Source organism: Pseudomonas parafulva, assembly GCF_000800255.1.
Classification (GTDB): domain Bacteria; phylum Pseudomonadota; class Gammaproteobacteria; order Pseudomonadales; family Pseudomonadaceae; genus Aquipseudomonas; species Aquipseudomonas boreofloridensis.
The window spans coordinates 4113024-4134705 of record NZ_CP009747.1 but is presented as its reverse complement, the minus strand read 5'-3'; the positions used below and the strand labels follow the sequence as shown (position 1 = coordinate 4134705).

The following is a 21682-nucleotide window of genomic DNA, read 5'->3' as shown; positions in this document are numbered from 1 at the left end:
AGGGGCGATCCCCCTGCCGTGCTTGCCACAGGTAGGCCATGAAACAGTATCTAGACCTGGTCCGCGACGTCATCGACAACGGCACGCTGCAGGGCAATCGCACCGGCATCCGCACCATCAGCCTGCCCGGCGCCATGCTGCGCTTCGATCTGCAGAAAGGCTTTCCGGCCATCACCACGCGCAAACTGGCGTTCAAGTCGGCGATCGGCGAAATGGTCGGTTTCCTGCGCGGCGTGAGGAACGCCGGCGAGTTCCGCGAGCTGGGCTGCAAGGTCTGGGATCAGAACGCCAACGAAAACGCCCAGTGGTTGGCCAACCCGTTCCGTCAGGGCCATGACGATCTCGGCGAAATCTACGGTGTGCAATGGCGTCAGTGGCCGGGTTACAAGCGCATCGCGCTGAGCAACCCGGCCGCCATCGAAAAGGCGCAGCAGGCCGGATTCCGTCAGATCGCCCAGGACGAAGAAGACGGCCAGGCGTTCGTCATCCTGTACAAGGCCATCGACCAGGTGCGTCAGTGCCTGGATACCATCGCCAACGATCCGGGCAGCCGACGCATCCTGTTCCACGGCTGGAACTGCGCCCAGCTCGACGAAATGGCCTTGCCGCCGTGCCACCTGCTGTACCAGTTCCACCCCAATGTCCAGACCCGGGAAATCTCCCTGACGCTGTACATCCGCTCCAACGACCTGGGCCTATTATACCCCCTCGAAGAACCCGCACAGTACGCAATGGCTGCGTAACACGCTCTACCTTCCAAGCTCATTTATTGTGCCCCGGTACGAAATGCACATTGTGTATAGTACGGGCCGCTTTGAGGAGTACGGAAGCAGTGAAGGTCATCGCAGTTAGGGGCGCCCCCCTAGATTTCAGAGAGTCCCCAACCAGGCGGGACGACCTATTCGAAGAATCCCCAATTCAGGAAGCCGTGAACGTCACAGGGACAGCCGTCTTTGATGATGATGAGCGCCTAATGCCTTTGATTTCGGGTTACCTATCCTACGCGCTCAGGGAAGCCGATATATCCCAGCAGACGGCCATCACCTATGGTCGCAACCTCGGGTACACCTGCGAGTACCTGATGAACCGCCGTGAGTTCCGTGATTGCGAGCGTGACTCAGCGTTCTTGGAAATCCGTACCCACGTGATCGAGGAGTACTTCGCTCACCTACGCGAGGCAGAAGGTCTTTCCAAGACGACGGTGCGCAACCGGGATTCGTCTTTGATGGCGTTTTTCAACGATTCTCTATGCCGGGGAGTGGACGACGTACCCGCGCCTCGTACCGCGCCTAACCCCTACACTGAGGGGTACCTATCACCCCGTCCTAACAAGAATCTGGTGGTGGCCTGTTCCCTGAATGACCTCAGAGAGCTCATCCTGGCTACGCAGAGTGAGCGTGAACGCTGCTTGCTCCAGTTCATGTACGACTCAGGCGTGCGCCGCTCAGAAGTCCCGCGAGTGACTCTCAAGGCCATTGATGATGCCCTTCGATTCCAGGAAACGTTGTTCATCTCGCCTGGCGTCTCAGAGCCGGTGAACGCGGACTACTGCCCGCTGCACGTTGATGGAAGTAAAGGCCCTGCGGACTCCTTCAAGCCCCGCCAGACGTTAGTCAGCCGCGCCACGCTGCTGCGCATCAAGAAGTACCATGCTTCGCCGCTGTACAAAATGACTAAGCGTCAATTCCAGGGGGCTGAGAACACCCCTGCTTTCCTGAATGCGGAGGGGGGTGAGTACACCCCTCGTTCGATCTCCAAGCTCTTGGAGCGGACGTCCGAGCGAGCGCTGAACCTGCTGAAAATCGACAGGATGATCTCTCCCCACAAGTTGAGGCACGGGAACGCCTATGCCCTGTTGAGGACGCCAGACATTGGTACTGATTACCTTGACCGGCTAGTGAGCGTGCAAAAGACGCTGGGTCACTCGCGCCTCAGCACGTCGGAAACCTATACCCAGATCCCTTACGACCTCTACCAGAAGCTCGTACGCCCCGGAACTGAAACCAAGACGAAAGCAGGCGAGATGGCTGAGCTTTCCCAACAGACGCGCCTGAAAATTGATGCGGGAGATATGAAATGAGTCGGCTGACTAGCGCTCAGGTAGATGCTGTCATTGAATCGTTTGTGGCCCGCGTCACTGATGATCGTGAATCGTTGCTCAGGGTATGCCTCAGTAGGGGGGAGGACTTGGCCGTAGCCCCTAACTACGTCATTGAGCAGACCAACCTCAGCCCAATGGCGATCTCTAAGCGCATTTCATACTTTGAACCGATCTTCGATGCGATGCGCGCCGAAGGCATCATCATCCCAGGTCATCCGTCGGGCGCCTGCGAATGGCGTCGCCGGATCCTTGCCTGGTACGAAGGTATGTCTATGGAGGAGAGACTGGCCATTCCGGTGTATGGCAATAGCATCAAGGATCGGGGCTACCTTAGCGAGATTCCTGAGTTAGCAGGCTTCAGTGGGGTGAGGACGAAATATGAGCTCGTGAGGATGACCGTCGACGAGATCCTTGATGACCTTCGAAAGCTCGGCGTACTCAATCCTGACTACCAAACCGTTGAGCAGCGGATTGCCTCGAAAACAGAGAGCAAACCCACTTCATCTTTGCGAGACGCCTTCAGCGCTTTGCGCTCAGTCCGCATCCATCGCCTGTCTGACCTCGCAAGCCCGGAAGCGGAGCATCCCTTCCAGCACTTGCTGCACCTCTTCAGCGCTTCATCAATGAAGAGCAGTAGTACGTCTGGTCAAAACAACTTCATCGAGGCTTTTAAATACTTCCGAGCCTATCTCAAGGATGCCAACTACACAGGCTTAGAGGACATTCGGGAGCTCGTAACCCCGTATTCCCTCCCCAAGTTCAGGGGATATCTCCAGGAAAAGATCCTTGAGCGTTCGCTGTCGACCAGCCACAGCAGTTCGATGATGAGCTCTGCTCGGAAAATGATGGCCCGTGCAGTCCAGATTGAGGGGCTCGGGCTGACTAGCTACGTCGCCGCTGTAGGGTTCGATGCTGAGCGTGGAACTGACCAATACAAGCCTTACCCCCAGGCTGTGCGAAACCGAATCTCGCAAGTCATTGAGCAAGAGATTGAGGAAACCAATCGCTTGGCCCAGCCGTACGTCCTAAGCCGCGCAGGGGAAGATCCGCTAAACCCTGACGGGAGCATGCGCAGAGGCCTCAAAACCATGGATAACGCTCGGTGGATTTTTGAGAACAAACTCGACTGCAAGCCCCTGAACTTTGAATCCGTAGATAAAAACGACCCTTATCAACGGGCGTTTATGTCGATTATTTCGACTTCGTCAATTTCGATCTTCGAGGTTTATAAAAGCTGGGGCGTGCAGTATCAGATCGATGGTCGAGTCATTGCGCCGTACATTGCTCGGCTTGCCCAAGTTACCGGTATGAATGCTGACTCGCTACTGGGATTGGAGCTGGATGATTTCATTGAACGCCATGACTTAACCGATCGGCCTTGCTTGCTGTATTGGAAAGAGCGTTCTGAAGGCGCGAAGATGCTTCATCTCGATATTTTCCATGCGGAGATCTCTTGGCTGACCACCTCTCAAGGCCGTGTAGTCAAGCAGATCTTTAACGATGTGAGGCATCTGACCCGTGAAATCCGCCTGAATGCGCCTGTCAAGGCTCAAAACAAGCTCTTCATCTACCGCTCAAGCTCTCCCAGGAAATACGGGGTTGTGGATTCCTTTGAGAACTCTGGTGGCAACCAGCTCATTAGAAGCCTGGAGAAGTTCTCCCAGGATCACGGTCTGCTGGACGAAGACGGCAATCCTCTCAAGCTCTCACCGTCACGTTTCCGACCAAGCTTCGTGAGCGAGCTGATCGAGCGCGGGGTCTCCCCGCGTGAGATTCAGGTGCTCCTAGGACATAAGAACCTCAGCACCACCATGGCCTACCTGGATCAGATGGACTTCAACCCCATGGCTCGCCGGATGCTCAATAAGGTTCTCCATGAAATGCAGCAAGACACGCTGGAGGAGGCACCGAAGCTCATCCCGACCACGACTATCGAGTCCGCGCCTGAAGCTATGCCGCTGCGTTCTGGCCTGGCGACCTGCATGAACGTCTTTGATCCACCAGCATTCATCAAGGCTCTGGCAAGTTATGACCCCGGCAAGCCCTGCACGCTGTTCAACATGTGCCTTTCATGCAGCAACAGCATCATCACGGTATCGCACCTGCCGGAGCTCTTCGCCATGAGGCGGGACTACCAACGGATGATTGAGGTCAATCGGGTGCTCGATACGCCCTACGGAGCCGTCATCCTGGACAACCTTGATGTGCTCAACAACATCCTCGACCCGGAAACGTCCGACTTTTCCGTGGAAGAGCTGACCAAGGCTGGGCGCCTCTCTGAAAACCTGCAGGTCATTATTTTGACCGAGGGGGTAACGCTATGAACCACGCTCTGATCCCTGAGCTCGGCGCTTACAAACAGTGGCGGAAAGCTGCTCACACCCTGCTGGTTGAGTTGCGCAAGAACATCGCCGTTCCGACCCCGGTGTCGCTGGAAGCGCTCTCTTGGTACCAGGCTCTGATGGCGTTGCCTGTCAGTAAGACATCCGTCCTGGGTGACCCCGTTTGGGACTTCAATGACGATCACCCGAACGCCGCTAGGAACGTCAAAGGAGCCAAGCTACGACTGAATTTCGATTCGTATCCATTGCTCAATCAGTCGGCGGTCTTGGAGGTCAAGGTGGCCCTGTATTGCTGGCTGAAGATGCCGGCGGCAACGCGCTCGTTTGCCTCGCCAAGGAACATCAAGGCCAACACCGCCATTTCATGCATGAAGGCTGGATTAAGCTTCCTGGATACGATGTCAGGGCAGGCGCGCCAGCTGATGACGGATGAGTTCTTCGAGGTTGGGCACCATGGCCTCACGTACTTCGACGCGGGTATGTATCGGGAGGCAGCGCTCATTCATCCCTACGCCTTTGGCCCTGATCTTAAGAAGTTCTTTACCTTGGTCAGGTCGCCATTTTTCGAGGAGCAGATTTTTGAGGAGCCACTACCTTACGTTCAGCTGGAATCACTCGCCTGGGCCAAGGTAATCAAGCACGTCCCTGATTCCGAGCGCACATACCGTATTCTGCCAAACGATGTGTTCGAGAAGGCTTCCCGCGAGGCGTCGTTCGCAGTCGTCGATTTCCTAAGCACTCTAGGGGAGCCTGTAGATGACTTGGTAGCCCTGACCCGCCAAAACGCCAGCGGTTACTCGCTGGCCGATGCTCAAGAACTGTCGCGTTACAATTTCGAGTTGTACGTAGCGCTGAGGCTGCGGAGAAAGGGCTATGACTCCAGTGCGATGGCGAATGCACTGTCCGCAGCTTTTGGCTGCATTCCATCTACGTTCCAATCTGGCTCTGGTCGACATGATTTTAAGGCGACCGAAACGTTACTCAAGCTCTCAGATTCCAAACTGGACGATGATTTCCGCAGGTACATCAATTTCGTCTCGTACAGTGCCTGCTATCTCGTGGCGCAGTACACCGGCATGCGGCCTTCAGAGCTTTCAGAGATTCTGGTCGAGTCGTGCATGGAGCAGGAGAGCGATTACTGGCTGCTGATCAGCAACGTGATCAAACATCGCCAAGGCCTGGCCAAGCTGTTCGACGACAAGTGGATCGCAATCCCAATTGTGCGTGACGCTATCCGTGCGGCGTGCCTCATCGCTAAGGTAAAGCAGAATCCTTACCTGTTCTCCAATGTGGATACCGTCGCGCAGGACGCCGAACCGAACTCAATGTCCTCGCCTGGAATCACTCATCAGTTCAGAGCTTTCTTCGAGGATATTTTGACGGACGAGGAGTTCGAGTCGCTGGAGTTCTCGCCTTACACGTTGCGACACACCCTGGCTTACCAGATGGCCAGGGCTGAGCTTGGGCTTCCATTCATCTCCCACCAGTTGAAGCACTTTGGTGACCTCATTGGTGGTGCTGGCCAGAATAAGGCGTTCAGTGCCGTGACGCTTGGGTACGGAGCGATCGCTGAGATCTTGTCCAAGGGTGGTCGTTCATCTAGCAAGACGCCGACGCAAATGGCGGAGGAGGAGTACATCCTGAGCTACTGCGATCCTGACGGGAACTACGCCGGCCCCAATGCAGAGAGCCACAAGGCGCGGATGAAGAAGGTGTTCAGCGGGTACATGGCGGCTGGCTACACCAAAGAGCAAATCATCGCCCAGATGGCCAAGAAGCGCATGGCGATCATCAACGTGGGACAAGGCTTCTGCTATGGCGGTCAGCGCGAGGTATTTGACGAGTCTCTGCCCTGCATCGGATCGCTGCGTTGCAATCCGAATCGGTGCAAAAACGCCGTGGTCACCAAGGCTCACGCTCCTAAATGGCGGGAGATCTATGTGCAGAACAGCTTGGCCTTGAGCTCTCCGAACTCAGCAGGTGCGGAGGAGGAATTGCGAGCGGCGATGGAGGAAGCCAAGGGTGTGTTGGAGCATCTGGGTGAGGAGGTCGAGGTATGACAGGCCAGGCGTTTGATGCCAAGAATAAGCTCGACTACGACCGGAACACTGAGCTGCTGGCTCAGGGGCTTATGCAGATTGCCTCTGATCCGAAATTGAAGCCAACGATGGCCGAGCTGAGCCGCATCACGGGCATTCATCGCAACACTATCCGGCAGCGTGACTTCCCGGCGCAGCGGCTTGAGGCGATCAAGGACAACCGCCGCATTGCAGTGCTCGCTCAGAGGGTCAAGGCTGAGAAGAAGCAGGATCCCAAGACGATTCTGATGCAACGCCTTGAAAAGAGTCGATTGGAAGTGCTTTATTGGTTCAATAGGTATCAGGAATCTGTGAACTCTTGTGCCACGCTCGACAAGAGATTGGACACTGTCCGCGAGTCCAGGGACTACTACGTCCAGCTCGCTGATGAGCTACGTCAGAAGATCAAAGAGCAAGATACTGAAATTTTGAAATTGCGTGACGCACTGGATTTGGTCAGCGCGAACCTTGAGGAACCGAAATGAAGATGTACCACGATTTGCTGGCCGACGTGCTAGAGAATGGCGTCGAGAAAGGCGATCGCACCGGCACAGGCACGCTGAGTGTCTTTGGTCGCCAATTCCGCCATAACCTGGAGGATGGCTTCCCGCTCCTTACCACCAAGAAGCTCCATTTCAAGAGCATCATCAACGAGATGATTTGGTTCCTGAACGGTGACACCAACACCAAATGGCTCAAGGAGCACGGTGTCAGCATCTGGGATGAGTGGGCGACTGAAGACGGTGACCTCGGCCCGATCTACGGCAAGCAGTGGACGGCCTGGCCGACCCAGGACGGCAAGACCATCAATCAGATCGACTACGTCGTCAACACACTCAAGACTAACCCGAATAGCCGTCGCATTCTCTTCCACGGGTGGAACGTCGAGTACCTTCCCGATGAGTCGGTGAGCCCGCAAGAGAATGCTCGGAACGGGAAGATGGCATTGCCACCATGCCATTTGCTCTATCAATTCTATGTGGCTAACAATAAATTGTCGGCGCATCTATATATTCGGTCGTCAGATCTACTGCTCGGAAATCCCTATAATTTGGCTGGAGTTAGTTTTCTAACTCATATGCTCGCCCAGCAGTGCGATTTGGGAGTTGGTGAAGTTGTAGTTACCATGGGTGATGCGCATATTTACTTGAATCATATTGAGCAAGTTAAGCTGCAACTGACTCGTGATCCTCGCCCTCTGCCTAAGTTAGTATTCAAGCGTAAGCCAGAGAGCATCTACGACTACAAGTTTGAAGATTTTGAGATTGTGGGCTATGACCCGCATCCTCATATTCCTGCTCCTGTATCGATCTAACTGAGTCGATGCCTGGCTAGCCAAATCTTGGTTGGCCAGGATGGGGATTTCGAATGGCAGGTCTAGGCCTCACCTCATCGCTTTAGGCTTCCGGTTTTGCAGGACGCAATCAGGCAACCGCCAAGGAGTTCACATGTACCTCACGATCATGAAGCCACAAGCGCTTCAGCAAATCGCTGTCTTAGCTCGTGGATTATGGATCGTTGAAGGCCCTGAAGGCTTCGTGCTGGTAATCAAGGCAGGGAAAGAGCTGATCCTGGCCGCTCAGCAAAGGCGTGAATTGAAGCTTTATCTCGCGCCATACAAGGCAGACGAAACGACGGGGCTTACGCTTCTCACAGCCTGCTTTGATGACCCACAAAGCCCGCTATTGATCAAAACCCCACTAATCCTTGGTGACCCTCTCACCGAGGCACTGCAGAGCTTCCCTGACGAGTTCAGTGTGTGCTTTTTCGACGAGCACAACCGTGAGCTGTTCAGTTGTAAGGCCCAGGCCAAGCTAGGTCAGCTCCGCAAGGAGCTCGGTAAACTCAGCCCCATTGGAGCAGATCACTGGCCCAAGATGTATGAACAGGCGGACAGATGGTTCAGCCTCACGACCTATGAGGACGACGCTCGTGCCACAACGGTGTTACTAGGGGAGGATCTGTTCCCCTCGGACTATTTGATCACCGACCTTACCCGCCAGGACTTTCAAGGCTCGAAAGGCTTCTCCAATACGCAGTTGGAGCGCACTGAGCCGGGTACGTTTCAGGAGCTGGATATCATCTATCTGCTCCAGCGGGCATATACCTCCGAGCGGATCATCCATGGCCCCTTGAAGGTCTCCGATGGCGAGGAGCTGGCTGACGTAGTGGTAATGGGCGATGAAGTGACTTTACTGCTGCAGGCGAAGGACAGTCCCAATACCCCAGCAATGATGAACACAACGCTTGAGAGAAAGCGAAAGAAGGCCATAGGTCAGTTGAAAAACGGCCTTCAGCAACTACGTGGCGCTATCTCAACGATCAGGCGAGAAGGCAATCCAGCTTTGGCGCTTGTGGACGGCACGCCCTTGGACATTGATCTTGCTGCACGCCCCCTGGTGGGAGTTGTCGTGGTCAGAGAGCTTTTTATCGACAACTACGATGAATACACCACCATGATTTTGAAGTTCATGGATGAGGTCGGTGTCCGCGTCCTAGCGTTCGATTACAACGAGTTCGAGGTGATGACTCGCCACTGCCCTTCGGAAGATGCACTGCTGTCAGCGTTCTTCCAGATTTCCAAATGCGCTGAGGAAAGGCGGATCTATCCCAGGCTGCGCTTCACGGATCTGCCGCCGCGCTAAATCGACTTGGATAAGTGGAGCTTCTCTGCTCGTACCCCACAACTCCCTTGCTAGCCAGGCAGCTCTTTGAGCCAATAACGCCTGACAGTCGCTTCAGGCAACCCCAGCGCTCGACACACCTCCGCCTTCGACATGCCACTGGCCTTGAGCTCTAGTACCGCCCGGATTCGATCTGGGCTGCTGGGTTTGCCTCGCGTGCGCTTCACCAGCCCAGCGTCCCAGTGCCTCCTCAGGCCCTGCAAGCCTCCCTGGTTTATGAAGCCCTCCAAATCCTTTGCAGCCTTCGCCATGACATCGATAGGTGATGACCCATCCTGAAGGGCCTGACACAGCGCGACGAGAGCCACGAGATCGAAATCTAGGGTGCGCGCAATCTTGCTCAGCTTGACCAAAGAGACCTGCGTTTTCCCCTGCTCCAATCGCGACAGATTGGCTTGGGAGCTGATCTCGGCAAGCTCCTCCTGGGCCGATCCTCTCAGGTGGCGCAAAGCTCGGACTACTGCTGCTATCTCGTTCTGCATGCTGAGCGCTCAAAACGAAGAATAGGGCCACAGCGCCATGCGTCGATAAATATCGAAAGCTGGCAATAATGGCGGTCATCGTTTATCGTGGGCCTACTGATGGCAGCTTCGCCGCGTCCGAGCGACCGGGCCAGGGAATGATCAATTTATTAGAAAGTCGACGTCAGCAGGCTTGGGATGAAGCTTCATATACTGTCTGATCTACATTGTGAGTTCGCCGATTTCGTCCCCCCTGTAGTGGACTGTGACGTGGTCGTACTAGCCGGCGACATCCACGTGAAGTCCAGGGGGGCTAGATGGGCCAGCCTGACCTTCAGCACGCCTGTCATATATGCCATGGGCAATCATGAGCACTACAGCGGGAATATAGATCGAACCCACAGCAAGCTGCTTGAAGCTGCTGAGGCGCACGTCCACGTCTTGGAAAATCAGGTTTTAGAACACCGTGACGTGCAGTTTCTCTGCGCTACGGGTTGGACGAGCCTGGCCGCGACCGGAGACCCTGTAGCTGCTTCTTGGTGCGCTCGTAACTCACTGAATGACTTTCGCGCAATCCGTGTCGGTGAACAATATCGGCGTTTGCGCCCTGATGATCTGATCGCGAGAAATCGAGCGACGAAGGAGTGGTTGGAGGGCCAGTTGTCGGTGCCATTCAACGGTAAGCGTGTAGTTGTGACTCACCATCCGCCCCTTATGAAGTTCGTGAGTGACCAAGGAGCCGATCCTCACTTGCGAGCAGCCTATGGCAACAATTGGGATGGCCTGATGGATTTTAAGATCGATCTATGGATCTTTGGCCATACCCACGAAGCCGTGGATGAGGTGGTTAATGGCGTCCGGTTTGTGAGTAATCCTCGTGGTTACCCCTCTGAACAAACTGGCTTTCGGCCAGACCTAGTTATCAGTGTATGAAGACTGACAGGACTGCCGGCGTTTAGCTTTTTTCAGTAAGTGAGTAGGTTTCAAATTCGAACGTGATGGAGAGTCCATGAATTGTCTGAATTCCCAGGATTGGACGGCTGAGGGCGGGATACGACTGCCTAGTCTGGTGTCAGCTAAGTTGGCGATTGCGCAGGCTCATGATTGGGGTGCGCTAGTGGACGCGTATCTGGTAGATGCAGCTGAAGTTGGCGATCGTTTCGTTGCGTATGTGTATGGCGATCTTTCAGGGCAACTGGTTGATGGGATGACAATTGTCACACCCCCTAGTGAGGTAATAGCGGAGGTCGAAGGCATGGCGTTATTGCGGACAGTGTCAGGCAACGATCATTACGTCCTGGTCAGCCGATTGCCTGCCGCCGCTTGAGTGCCCCCCGCGTCGGCGAGGCCGCTGTCTCAGCCTGCTTCATTAGGCCTCACCGTCATCTAATCCATTAATAGTTAATGTGTGTTTAAGGGAAGAAACATGTCCGAGTTAAAGAAACTGACATTGACTGTTAAGAACTATGATGTTCAAGCGAGCGGTGATCTAGACGCTCTCTATCGACGTGTTAGATATGAAGGCGAGCACGGCGCTACGCTCTATTTCAAAGAGGTTGTGATGCTGAAGTACCTTGCGAAGCATGGTGCTTTGGCGACTGATGTTCCGCGAACTTGGTACTATAAGCATGCCTCAAAGAAATCGATAATTGTTGTCGCTTTTGAGAAGGCTGGCGGGAAAGTTGAGTGCGACTTGGATGATCTGCGACTTATTGCAAGGTCGACTTTAATAAAGGGTGTGGTTATTTCGCTAGCAGCGGTTCCAGCTGGAATTATTGCTGCAACGGCCACCTTTGGAGTTGGGCTTGTCATTATTCCTATGTTTTTGTGGTATGGGTACAGGAACGTCTTCAAGCTTCCGAAAATGCTGGGCCGAAAAACGCTGGTGGATGATTTTTCAAAATTTGGCGTTACTCTCCGATAGCTTAGTTTTTGGTTGTTGAGCTTGATTCTCGTTAGAGTGGCTGGATGTCTTGCGGACGGTGACCAGCGAAGGAAACTCAGATGAAGACCAATGCCGTTATCTTTGACGCCTTCGGAACGCTGGTCGAGATTCAGCAGCCGACACATCCATTTCGACAGTTGCTTCGAGAGGGGCGACGCCAGGGCCGTCTGCCTCGCGCTGATGACATTCGAACGATCATGACCCGTTGCCTTTCTCTAAGCGAGGCTGCGCTGTCCTTTGGCATCAGGATCTCGCCCTCCCAACTGGCATTTCTCGATCAATGCCTGGAGGAGGAACTGGCAAGCATTCGGCCTTATCCAGACGCGGTTGAGGCTGTTGGGCTACTGCAAGCTGCAGGGCTGAGACTGGCTGTGTGTTCAAACCTGGCCATGCCTTACGGCCCCGTAGTGGAAAGGATTTTCCCGCACCTTGGGGCCTATGGTTTCAGCTATTGCATTGGTGTTATGAAACCGCAAGCGGCCATCTACCAGCACACCTGCGATCTACTTGATGTTCGGCCAGGAAATGAGCTCAGTGGTCAGAGGCGGATTGTCATGATTGGCGACTCAGAAAGGTGTGATCGGGATGGGCCTGGCCAGGTTGGTATCAAGGGTTACCTGTTGCGCAGGAATGGAAGCGGGTCTTCCAATCTTTCCCATTTTGCACAATCAGTGCTGAGTGATAGGTAGCTGGGAGCAGATCTTCAATTCGATGGTAAGGGTTGTGTCTGAGCTACTGGGGCGCGCCACAAGGTGGCCCTGCCGGGATGCCCCCTGCACAGGGTACGAGCGGCGACCAGACCAGTATCACCAAAGGGTGAAGCATGAATGAGCTTAGGATTGTCGGGCGATGCGTTCGCTCCCCGATTGGCTGCTGGACTGCTAGGCATCGCTGTTTTGAAGCGCGTTACGAGCAGGTCTTCTCAATCGCACTTGAAGTGTTTGGAAGCCGAAAGAAGGCGGAGCGATGGCTCGTAAGATCTGTAGTAGGTGTAGGCCGTCAGGCACCCTGCAGGGGGCTGTGTACATCTACAGGATACGCAGATATCCATGGTGAGCTACTGCGAATGGATCACGGCATTTATGCCTAAGCAGGTGCGCCTGTTGCAGACTTGGAACCCTGTAGTCGGCGGTGGCTCGGGTTCGGGGCCGGAAGCGTTGCCTCCCTGTGGTCGAAGTCGCGTAGGAGAATTCGTTTCCGAAGCGGCGACATCTACACGGCTATCTCGCGAGGGATTACCTCAATGCAAGAGATCTCGTTTCAAAACTGTAAGATTTCAGCGTTTTCGGTAGGTAATCGTCCAAATATCGCATCTTTTCAAAGATTTTGCGCACCGGGTGCGAGATTGCCAAAAAAACAATTCAGTTACCGTTCGTCGGCAATGTCCATTTTATTTTCACCCCCCCCTCTTGAAATTTTTTAAGCGAGACGGAGTTCTTATATTTGAGAACAAGAGAAAAGCGGCAGTGGCCCAGACGCCGCCTTCCCACGGACTACCACCGGCTTTTACATCTGATATTTACGGCTTCTAGATCACACGGTTTGAGGGTCTGGTGTGAAGCTGAGGTTGGAATGGGTGGGCCGGGGGCCAAGGAGAAATCGCTTTCCTTTGCAGCCGCAGGCTGCTGCTTACGCTTTGACATCAAACCAACAAGGCTTTTTTACTGGGATCAGTCCGTCTGCAATTCCACCCGTGTCAGACAACAGGGGGCTGTAAGCTCCCGTCACAGCCTTCTTGCGTGCAAAGCATCGAAATGCTTGGTTGGCGCATGGGTATCCCAGGCTACGAAGGGGTAGCGACTGGGCGCGAATCATCTCCGCGAACTCCATGGGTGTGAGGGGGCACTTTCTTGTACTGCTAATGACCTCCGATAGCTCAAGCAGTGGCGCACATTGCTATGTATCCGTCCGGCCAACACATCTTCCCGACGCGATCGCCGAAGGCCATGGTGTGTTCATCACCCGCTTACCGCGTGCGACCAGCCCTCCCTCATAGCTGAGTAATCTTTGCCGCCAGCCCTCCACGGATCTGCTGCCAACCTGTCGCGGGCGCGAGTTAGGTGTCTAATAGGATGAGCTACTCGGCTCGACTGAATGGTAGGGTGATACCACCCGGATTCTTGATGGACAGCATGAAACGCAGCTCTTGATTCGCTACAATTACCCGCTTTTCGCACGACAGTAGGTCGTCAAAAAAAGACCCTGCCACTACGTACTCCTGATCAAAGGTATCGTTAGTCGCTTTCTGGGGGGTGTAGTTCTCAATACCTCCTTTTATTGCCCACTCCAAGCCATGGCGGACGAGAGTGAGGTAATAGCGGAAATATAGGGGATTACCTTTCAAGAACCGTTTGACGCGAACTGGCAGGTGTCCTCGCGCAACCAACTCATCCTTGGCCAGAATCGAGGCGATGAGGTAGACCAATGCCAACCGTTCAATGGTTGGAAAATCTGGTTGTTTGACCACCTTCATTCCCGCTGGTTTCAAAAACGCTTTCACCTTAGCTGTCATGTCTTGCAAGCGCTTCAAGTTTTTGCTGTGATCAAGCTCGTCGTGGCTTAGGTCATTCTGAACAGCAGGAAGCCGGGCACGGAACTGCCTGATGGTTGGCGCTGCGGGATCATTGGCCGCAAGTTCGGTCGCCAGGGCCCGTACGTAACGAGTCGACTCCTTGCAAATCATGTTGAGGGGCGCGCGATCCAGCGTTTCCAGTTCGTACCGCAGCGCCTCCCCTAGAGAGATTGAAGCCAAAATACGTCCGGGCCTTTTGCTCAAAATCTCCAATGAGCGCCGCATGATTTTCATCCACTCGTCCCCTTTAGCCATCTCCAGCAGCGCGATGTCCAGCACTACGAATTTTGCAGTCGGATCAGCCGCAATTAAAGATTCGAGTTCACCGCTTCGGAAGAAATTTTGGTCTAAAGCAAACACCTTCGCCATGTCCAACTCCTATGTACTGAGGGGGCTGGCCAGCGCGGAGTGCTGAGCCTGCAGGTGGGTTGTTGGGGAGCTAGCATAGCGGCTCAGGGCTTTGAAAGAAAAACTGGACTGACGATTTGGGCCTTAATTTGGGGATTCTGAAGATGTGTTCGCCGGACGCTTACATTGCCATGGGTTAATCTTCCACTGATCTCAAAACGGAATCGAGCTCGTGACTAGAAATCCAGTTGAACGGGCCCTCATGGCACGAGGGGTAGACAGTGGGTTGGCCAGGAAGCTGAGGGAAGAGAAATGGACACTCGCGAAGCTTCAATTGCAGCGTCCGGAGAAACTGCTGGAGCTGGGGCTCAGTGAATCGGTCGTGCCAAAGATCCTCGGGAAAGGCAGGCCGCCGATACCACTGGATATTCTCATCAAGACCCTTTACGACAATCGCTGGGTTTGCTGTGTCTGTCGAAACGCTGAGCGCCCGGTCATCGTTCACCACATCAAATCATGGGCGGAAAGCCGAGACCACTCGCCGTCCAACCTCGCAGTCCTCTGCTCTATCCATCATGGTGAGGCGCACTCCACGCACGCTCTGGAGCTTACGCTCACCGCTGATCGGCTCAAGGCGGAAAAGGCGGCGTGGGAACAGGAGGTGAGCCGGCTCGATCCTTTGGCCATATTCAAAGCCACTCAGCTAATGAGTTGCCAGTGGTGGTACTTCAATCACCTCCGGGTTTTCGAAATTGCCGAACACGTCGAAGTGGATGTTACGAAGCTTCAAGGATATCAAGCGGCTCTGCGCAATGGGGTTTGCGACGAGGACGGTTACCTTTGCACCAGAGAGGGGCTTTTGTACGTCGGTCAGGCGCCATCGCACAGCCTTCACCGTTACATGAGCAACATGTTGCGGGCCGCCATGGATCATGCCTGTGTCAGGAATATCTCGGATGACCTGGATCGGAGCACGCTCGATATTCTGGTCACTCCTGGTGACTTGGTGTTCGTACAGGGCTCCTATCATTTCTCGGATTTGCCTCCTGACGGCTCAGGCGCGGACATGGTTCGGGGGCGACGACGCGTCAACAAAGTCGAAATCACGTTCGTCTTCGATAGGAATGAAGGAACGTCCGGCTCAGCACGTACCGAGTGGCTTCTTGGCGTGCATACCTTGGGCTGTCTGTTGCGCGTAAACAAGCTACAGCGGGATCTCAACGGTGTGTTGCATCTCGGGGCTACCGTCTTGGCGATTCGCAGCGCTCATGAAGAGTTGAAGTCGAGGATGTATGAGATTGGCCTTTATCAAAGCGGCCTGATAGGTCATGAGGTTGAGGACGACGACTTGGAAGGCTCCGGGTCTGATAACGATGAGGATGGTAGACACGACGACTTCCTCTACTCGTAGCTCGGGTATGACCTGAGTCCACTCCTTCCCTTGTGACTTGAGTCGATCGCTGCGAGTTGAACATGCTGGCTTCAGATCAGGCCAGGTGTCGAAGCCTCTGTCCTATCTCAGGCCCGGAATGTCAGGCATTATCGAGCTAGCTCGCTATGGCGATGTGCCAGTGGAATAGGTCAGGCGGAGGATCAGGATGAAGGATTCATTTTCAAGGCGTCACGGTTTCTCGCAGGCCGATGAGGCCGAAATCACCGTACGAGAAGATGCGCCGCAAGCGCTGCAGGAATACCTGATTCAGCTGAGCTACGAATGTGGTCTCAAGCCCTCAGGCCTACGCCAAATCATCTGCCAGACCTTGAAGGTGTTGCCTGACAAGCGAAACTGGAGCGAGACGCCCAATATCCATGAGGAGAACGTCCAGCGGCTTGAGCAGTGCAAGTGGTTCAAGGTGTATGACGTCATCGAGCGACTCGATGAGCACTTCGGCAACCACAATTACGATGGCGACGTGTATGAGCACTTCACCACTGAGCTGAATGAGTTTTTCATCGAGCATGGCATTGGCTGGAAGCTGCTAGATGGCCGCATTGAAATGCGTGGCTCTGAATCCTTTGAGCAGGTTCTGACCTCGGCGAAAGATACTGAGCATCAACACGGGCACGTCACGGCCAGCAAGGAATTGCACCAGGCGATTACTGATCTTTCACGCCGACCTTCGCCAGACTCAACGGGAGCCATACAGCACGCTATGGCCTCTCTGGAGTGCGTCGCTCGGCAGGTTACTGGTGACCAACAAGCGACTCTTGGGAAGATCATGAATGATTCGCGAGCGCTGATTCCTGCGCCATTGGATCAAGCTGTCATCAAAACCTGGGCTTATGCCTCGGAGTTCGGGCGGCACATCCAGGAAGGGCGTGAGCCGTCTTTCGAAGACGCAGAGCTCGTCGTTGGCCTATGCGCCTCGGTCAGTAGCTACCTGATCAAGAAATCGAAGTCATAGGATTGGGCATTTGGCTTGCTGGCAGGTGGCGCTAGCGAGTTGGGCGGAATCGAGGGGATGTTGGGTGGAGGTGGCCGCGATTTTTTACCGTCGCCGCAAGACCAGCATCGGTTGCAAAGGCGGTGGCCAGGGGCCAGGCGTCTCAATTGATCGAAGCCATTGCGTGCTAGCTGCAAGGCTGGCCTGGCATTATGATGGCAGGCTTTGCCGCCAACATCTGTTCATTTGTTCGGGGTAGACCTTTGGGACTTGTCGTCACGCAAAACCTGGTCACGGTTGACCACGCCGTCAGGGAGCATTTGATCACCACTGTGGATGGCAACCCAAAAACGGACATTCGGGAGTGCGGGCTAAAGGTCACTTCTCTCTTTACGCGGATCAAATCCTCTGCAAAGAGGAGTCGGGATCGGAAAGCTAGCGTGATCGGCGATAACTGCCCGCTCCTGTACGCCCTCAAAGGCAAAGACGGCCTCACGACCAATATCACTTCCATCAAGCGCCTGGCGCAGAGCGGTACCGAGATCCTGGCGGTGATTGCCGCACAAACCCAAGCCGACACGGTGGTATATATGCCGTCGGGCTACAGTTTGAGCCGCATCGTAGCGTCGCGTTGCGCCTCGGTGCTCAATGCTGAATTGGCCCATGATGTCTTCGTAAAGTCGACCAAAATAGAAGCCTTCGACATGATCCGAAAAGCCGAGGACAACGGCGATATCAGTGTCGAAGAACGCAAAAAGCTTCAGTTCAGGCTGAAGACGGCTGACGGCTTTCCTCTCAAGGTGATCCCGGTGGAGTATCGGCATTTGTTCACGCCGCTCCAACTCAACCCAGCTTTTCGTGGTAATGTTACCGGACGCGTCGTATTGGTTGACGACCTTCTGGCCACGGGGCGAACGCTCACGGTGGCCAAAGAGATCGTCCAGGCGATGAATGGCGTTACTTCGGTGGAAGCCGTGTGTCTGTTCAGCGACGTGTGATGCTTTACAAGGGATATCCCCTTCGCTAATATGAATTACGAGTGTGCATGAGCCTCCCCGCTCGTTAAATCCAGATGAGGCCCGCGTAGCACCTCCCAGGGTCAGTCCGTAAAGGGCAAGTAATGGGATGGTTAGGCAGCGGCTAACCCCTCAACCTTCTAGGTTGTTGAAGCGTCATAGGGCTCCGGCCCTACCTCTTTCAAAGCCGAGCTCATGCTCGGCTTTTTCTTGGGCGTTATACACGCGCCTTCAGACCTACGTTGCCCTGAGATGTGGACTCTACCAGGCCCGTCCGACCTCTCACGAAATCAAGTTTTGAGCTCGACTGCTGGCGCTCCGCTGCCCTACGTCCGGCGTGCAGAAGGCTGCGCCAGTCACACTCATCTACCTGCACGGCGTATGGCGCGAGCTACTGGCGACCCCTTTCAAAAAGGGGCTTCGCCACGTCCTTCAGTCATGCTATATGGTGTCATCCTGCCAGCAGGGTCGGCCTGGATAAGGCGGTAGCAAGGCCCATTACACAAGGATAGTTTTGGTCATGACCTACATTAACCTGCCCAGTCATCAGCAAGCTGCAATCAGCGACGTCGACGAGACGGTGCTCCGGGCAGCAGTGCACAAGTGCCTGGATGAAGAGCGTATAGGGCCGATTCATGGCCTTGGGCTCAATGACTGTGGCCCTTACGTGGGCGCCAAGCTTCATGCGTTTCAACAAGCGATCGCCGAGTACAGCAAGGCCAAGGCCCATGCCAAGCGCGAACGTACTCGCCAGGATGCGCTGTATGCTGGGAATGACCTCATCCATGCGGTGCAGCAAATGAAGGGCCGGCTCGAAACTGAGCGCCAAGAGGGGGAGCTGTTCTTCATCGATGATCAGATCAGGGCGCCTTTCTCTCTCAGCAAGCGACTATCAGTTCCCGTGTCGTTCCGCTGGCGAGCGTCACCGTCTTCGGACTGGAAGCACGGGCACCTGACATTCGTCTACGAATTCTCCCCTCAGCCCAGCTATACCTTGCCGATGCCCAAGCGCAAGCCCAGCGCGGCGCAGGCAGCCAGGGATCTTGAAGACAGCCTTTACCGAGAATGGGAGCGCTTGAAGGCTCAGGCGCTCTTCTCTATGAGAGAGTTTTTCCGCGATGGCGGCGATGGTGATGCGGTGCCAGAGGTGTTTGCGGTGAGGCCTAGTCCCTACGGCGGGGGCCTGAATAACTTCAGCTGTAATTTTTGGCAGCCCGAGAGGCCGGCACCCTAAATTCGAGCAAGCATCAGCCTAGGATGCTTTGGCCGATGTGAGCAATCGCTCGCGTACCAGGTCTGCTTGGGCCGGGAGCACTAGGGGATTCGAGCCTCAACTGAAGTGGTTTTGTCTCTGTTTTGTTGGCATACGCTTCATCTGAAATAGCCAGTCCTCACTTCCCATAATGGGATTTCACCTTGTGTAACGCAGGTCGTGACGCTATAGTGGGTGTGCGGGAAAATAAGAGCAGGGCTCCGAGATCATCAGGCGAAATTGGATCTGGAGTGTGGATTGCACGGAGACGCCATCCGTGTGGTAGCGGCATCAGACTTCGGTCTGTTGGCATGTGACCCAGCCCTTCGGGGTTAGCTAAGCAAGCGCTGCGACTACCATCCCGCGTATCTTCTTTAGTCAAGGGCGCCCTCTGGCGCCTTTGGCGTTTCTGGGATTTGAAAACCCTCGATCACGCCCACGGCCTTCCCGTTCGGCGTACGGTTGCGATAAGCCGTCACCACGCTGTAATAGAGCTGGTCATCGCCACTAGGCCAAGCCGCCAATACTGCGCAACCCTTGCGACCCCGAAGCACGATCAAGCGCTCATTCCCCTTCATCGAGTCGAACTCACAAACGATGTTCGTGCCATGCACGATGATGTCGGACACAAATCGCGGTACGTCATAGACCGTTGGGTAGCCCCATTTTACCAGGTCATGGCCGCGCTCTTGCCAGATGTGGCGTACACCGAAGCCTTTATGGGGCCCGATGTGCTTGCCCGCCCTGAGGTAAATATTCCCGCCAGGCTGCTGTAACAACTGGCTGGTGACCTTTACCAATCCCCAGGATTCCAGGCCTGTGGAGGGATGAGCAATGTTGAAATCTTCGTGATGGTCGAATTCGACCGGTATCGCCTGAGGCGGTGGCGCCTTGAAACGTGACATGCCAGCAATCCTTAACTACCTGATGGCTCCATTCTCACGTCACGACTGGCCGTGTCAGAACCGCACTTTCTCATTTTACAGAATTTAGTGATGCCGATGGTCATTGGGCGTCTGCGGCGAGTATTCCGGATGGAGAAGCTGAGCCGGGGTGATCCGTAGAATCGTGCAGGTGGCTCGACGGCTCAAGGGGAGGACACCTCAGAGGCCGCCGAGCAGTGCTAGCACGATAGCCATTAAGGCTTAGGTACTTTGCGGGCTGACTCGCAAGCCTCCATCGTCGAGTCGAGTATGAATTGGCGCGGAGTCTTATTCAGCATGTTGGCCGCTTTGTTGACCTTGTCGGTCTGGTTGACCCCAAAGGTAACCAAAATGGGTTTGCCAGCGATGGCGCGTGGAGGGGATTTGCGGCTCATTCATTTTTCCCCTGTTCCAAAACCTGCTCTGCTTTCTGCAAAGTCGCCTGCTTAATGAGCTTGTTCACGGAAATACGTTTGCCGGTGCATCGCTCGATCAAATCAAGTTGGTGATTTACCGAATCGGCTTCCTCCTGGGTGAGTGACAGGCGTTGCTGGCGCTTCATCGTGTACTGCTCTGAGTATTCGCCGGCAGCGGGGGCAGGCGCTGCTGCCTGTTGTGCTGCTGGATCTGCAGCGATGTGGGGGTTGAATGTCGTCATTCGTGAAGTCCTGTATGTGGGCTTGGCCCAGTTTTTCGCTGAATGGGTGAGCCAATCCATGGGAGCTTGGCTCGCGTGCCCTGCCAGTGCGGCGACACGTTTGCGGCGTGGGCTCGACATCGGCGGGTGAAGCAACCATAATCGCTGCTCATGGATCTGTCACCTGTTTTTAAAAGTAAACGTAATGAGGTGTGTAAACGTGTCTGAAAGCAAGGTCAAAAAGGCAATCAGCGTCCGATTCGATCCAGTGGAGTATGCGAATTACTCAGCTATGGTCGAAGATGCGGGGGTAGCCGTGAGCGACGGCCTTCGCTACCTGGTGACGGAGAAGCTGCAGCAAGCGGAAAGAGCCGACATGAAGAAATTTCATATCAGCTTCGATTTTCGATGGAAGGAGCGTGACGTTGCTTTTCCTGAGCACATCGGGAATATGCTGGTGACGGTAACCCCTCCCCGCGAGCTATCGGACGATTTCTTGCAGCGGCTCATTTTTGTCATCCCAGAGTTTTGGGATGACTCAGGGTCGGGATTGAAGGAGATGTTCCGCATCGACTCAGCCTATTTCCACAGAGTCACGGCAGAGCCCCACCATAGAACGAGCGCCAAGGCCTCAAGAAATGTCCTGAGCTTCCATCTCCTCAAAAGCCGATGGAGAGCTGCCATATTCGACTATGGCAGCGGGTACAAAGCAGAGGAGCTAGAAGATCGAATTCGCTCAGCGGTTACCTCTCACTTTACCCAGACTATCCGGCTTTACCTCATCGATCATCTTCCAGCGTCTCGGGTACTGCCAGAGGAGCTGTTCAACGAGATGATGAGTTTTCGCGACGAAAGCACCCTCGATCAGATGATGGCTTTAGGCTAGATGTCGTTTGGTGTCGCGAGAAGTCCCTGGCCAGCGCCGTGCTTGTACCCGTG

Annotated in this window: 21 protein-coding genes; 16 read left to right on the top strand and 5 right to left on the bottom strand. The window is 54.7% G+C overall.

Going from position 1 to position 21682, the window contains the following annotated elements; all coding sequences use genetic code 11:
• Positions 1-38: 38 nt before the first annotated feature.
• From thyA to NJ69_RS22955, 7 genes are all read left to right on the top strand, one after another.
• Positions 39-743, top strand: coding sequence for a thymidylate synthase (gene thyA / locus NJ69_RS18050; RefSeq protein ID WP_080754775.1), 705 nt, complete (start codon positions 39-41; stop codon positions 741-743).
• A gap of 185 nt (positions 744-928) precedes the next feature.
• Positions 929-2080: a tyrosine-type recombinase/integrase gene (locus tag NJ69_RS18045; protein ID WP_226303270.1), complete on the top strand. Its 1152-nt coding sequence runs from the start codon at positions 929-931 to the stop codon at positions 2078-2080.
• Positions 2077-4425, top strand: a complete 2349-nt coding sequence (locus tag NJ69_RS18040) for a site-specific integrase (protein WP_039581839.1) — start codon at positions 2077-2079, stop codon at positions 4423-4425. The genes NJ69_RS18045 and NJ69_RS18040 overlap by 4 nt, the downstream gene beginning before the upstream one ends.
• Entirely contained in the window at positions 4422-6503 is a 2082-nt protein-coding gene (locus NJ69_RS18035) for a tyrosine-type recombinase/integrase (protein ID WP_039581838.1), read from the top strand. The genes NJ69_RS18040 and NJ69_RS18035 overlap by 4 nt, the downstream gene beginning before the upstream one ends.
• Complete coding sequence (locus NJ69_RS18030) at positions 6500-7006, top strand: hypothetical protein (protein WP_039581832.1); 507 nt, start codon at positions 6500-6502, stop codon at positions 7004-7006. Before NJ69_RS18035 ends, NJ69_RS18030 begins: the two co-directional genes overlap by 4 nt.
• Entirely contained in the window at positions 7003-7836 is an 834-nt protein-coding gene (locus NJ69_RS18025) for a thymidylate synthase (RefSeq protein WP_039581828.1), read from the top strand. Before NJ69_RS18030 ends, NJ69_RS18025 begins: the two co-directional genes overlap by 4 nt.
• A 133-nt stretch (positions 7837-7969) precedes the next feature.
• Positions 7970-9166, top strand: a complete 1197-nt coding sequence (locus tag NJ69_RS22955; RefSeq protein ID WP_245219478.1) for a hypothetical protein — start codon at positions 7970-7972, stop codon at positions 9164-9166.
• Between the two features lie 50 nt (positions 9167-9216).
• On the opposite strand, the gene NJ69_RS18015 is transcribed toward NJ69_RS22955, so the two are convergent.
• Positions 9217-9687, bottom strand: coding sequence for a helix-turn-helix domain-containing protein (locus tag NJ69_RS18015; RefSeq protein WP_039581827.1), 471 nt, complete (start codon positions 9685-9687; stop codon positions 9217-9219).
• A 177-nt stretch (positions 9688-9864) separates the two neighbouring features.
• Here NJ69_RS18015 and NJ69_RS18010 point away from each other — a divergent pair, with 177 nt between their 5' ends.
• The 4 genes from NJ69_RS18010 (at position 9865) to NJ69_RS17995 (ending at position 12300) form a co-directional block, all read left to right on the top strand.
• On the top strand, positions 9865-10599 hold the full coding sequence (locus NJ69_RS18010) for a metallophosphoesterase (RefSeq protein WP_039581825.1): 735 nt from the start codon (positions 9865-9867) through the stop codon (positions 10597-10599).
• A 76-nt stretch (positions 10600-10675) separates the two neighbouring features.
• Positions 10676-10993: a hypothetical protein gene (locus tag NJ69_RS18005; protein ID WP_052192144.1), complete on the top strand. Its 318-nt coding sequence runs from the start codon at positions 10676-10678 to the stop codon at positions 10991-10993.
• A gap of 99 nt (positions 10994-11092) precedes the next feature.
• Positions 11093-11590 (top strand): hypothetical protein, encoded by a 498-nt coding sequence (locus NJ69_RS18000; RefSeq protein ID WP_039581823.1) that lies wholly within the window; start codon positions 11093-11095, stop codon positions 11588-11590.
• An 80-nt stretch (positions 11591-11670) separates the two neighbouring features.
• Positions 11671-12300: an HAD family hydrolase gene (locus tag NJ69_RS17995; RefSeq protein ID WP_039581820.1), complete on the top strand. Its 630-nt coding sequence runs from the start codon at positions 11671-11673 to the stop codon at positions 12298-12300.
• A 1388-nt stretch (positions 12301-13688) separates the two neighbouring features.
• Here the strand turns inward: NJ69_RS17995 and NJ69_RS17990 are convergent.
• Positions 13689-14552, bottom strand: coding sequence for a hypothetical protein (locus NJ69_RS17990; RefSeq protein WP_039581815.1), 864 nt, complete (start codon positions 14550-14552; stop codon positions 13689-13691).
• A gap of 265 nt (positions 14553-14817) precedes the next feature.
• Here NJ69_RS17990 and NJ69_RS17985 point away from each other — a divergent pair, with 265 nt between their 5' ends.
• From NJ69_RS17985 to NJ69_RS17965, 4 genes are all read left to right on the top strand, one after another.
• The gene (locus tag NJ69_RS17985) at positions 14818-15942 is read left to right on the top strand and encodes an HNH endonuclease (protein ID WP_155290547.1); all 1125 of its coding nucleotides are present in this window, start codon (positions 14818-14820) and stop codon (positions 15940-15942) included.
• Between the two features lie 187 nt (positions 15943-16129).
• Positions 16130-16936, top strand: a complete 807-nt coding sequence (locus tag NJ69_RS17980) for an AbiJ-NTD4 domain-containing protein (RefSeq protein ID WP_039581808.1) — start codon at positions 16130-16132, stop codon at positions 16934-16936.
• Positions 16937-17355: 419 nt separating this feature from the next.
• Complete coding sequence (locus tag NJ69_RS17970) at positions 17356-17913, top strand: phosphoribosyltransferase (RefSeq protein WP_245219475.1); 558 nt, start codon at positions 17356-17358, stop codon at positions 17911-17913.
• Positions 17914-18451: 538 nt separating this feature from the next.
• Positions 18452-19165, top strand: a complete 714-nt coding sequence (locus tag NJ69_RS17965; protein WP_039581801.1) for a hypothetical protein — start codon at positions 18452-18454, stop codon at positions 19163-19165.
• A gap of 392 nt (positions 19166-19557) precedes the next feature.
• Here NJ69_RS17965 and NJ69_RS17960 read toward each other — a convergent pair whose 3' ends face one another.
• From NJ69_RS17960 to NJ69_RS17950, 3 genes are all read right to left on the bottom strand, one after another.
• Entirely contained in the window at positions 19558-20088 is a 531-nt protein-coding gene (locus tag NJ69_RS17960; protein ID WP_052192143.1) for a hypothetical protein, read from the bottom strand.
• A 233-nt stretch (positions 20089-20321) separates the two neighbouring features.
• Entirely contained in the window at positions 20322-20501 is a 180-nt protein-coding gene (locus tag NJ69_RS17955) for a hypothetical protein (RefSeq protein ID WP_039581799.1), read from the bottom strand.
• Entirely contained in the window at positions 20498-20764 is a 267-nt protein-coding gene (locus NJ69_RS17950) for a hypothetical protein (protein WP_039581796.1), read from the bottom strand. The genes NJ69_RS17955 and NJ69_RS17950 overlap by 4 nt, the downstream gene beginning before the upstream one ends.
• Positions 20765-20963: 199 nt before the next feature.
• Between NJ69_RS17950 and NJ69_RS17945 the strand changes: the two genes are divergently transcribed.
• Positions 20964-21629, top strand: a complete 666-nt coding sequence (locus tag NJ69_RS17945) for a hypothetical protein (RefSeq protein ID WP_052192141.1) — start codon at positions 20964-20966, stop codon at positions 21627-21629.
• Positions 21630-21682 lie beyond the last annotated feature (53 nt).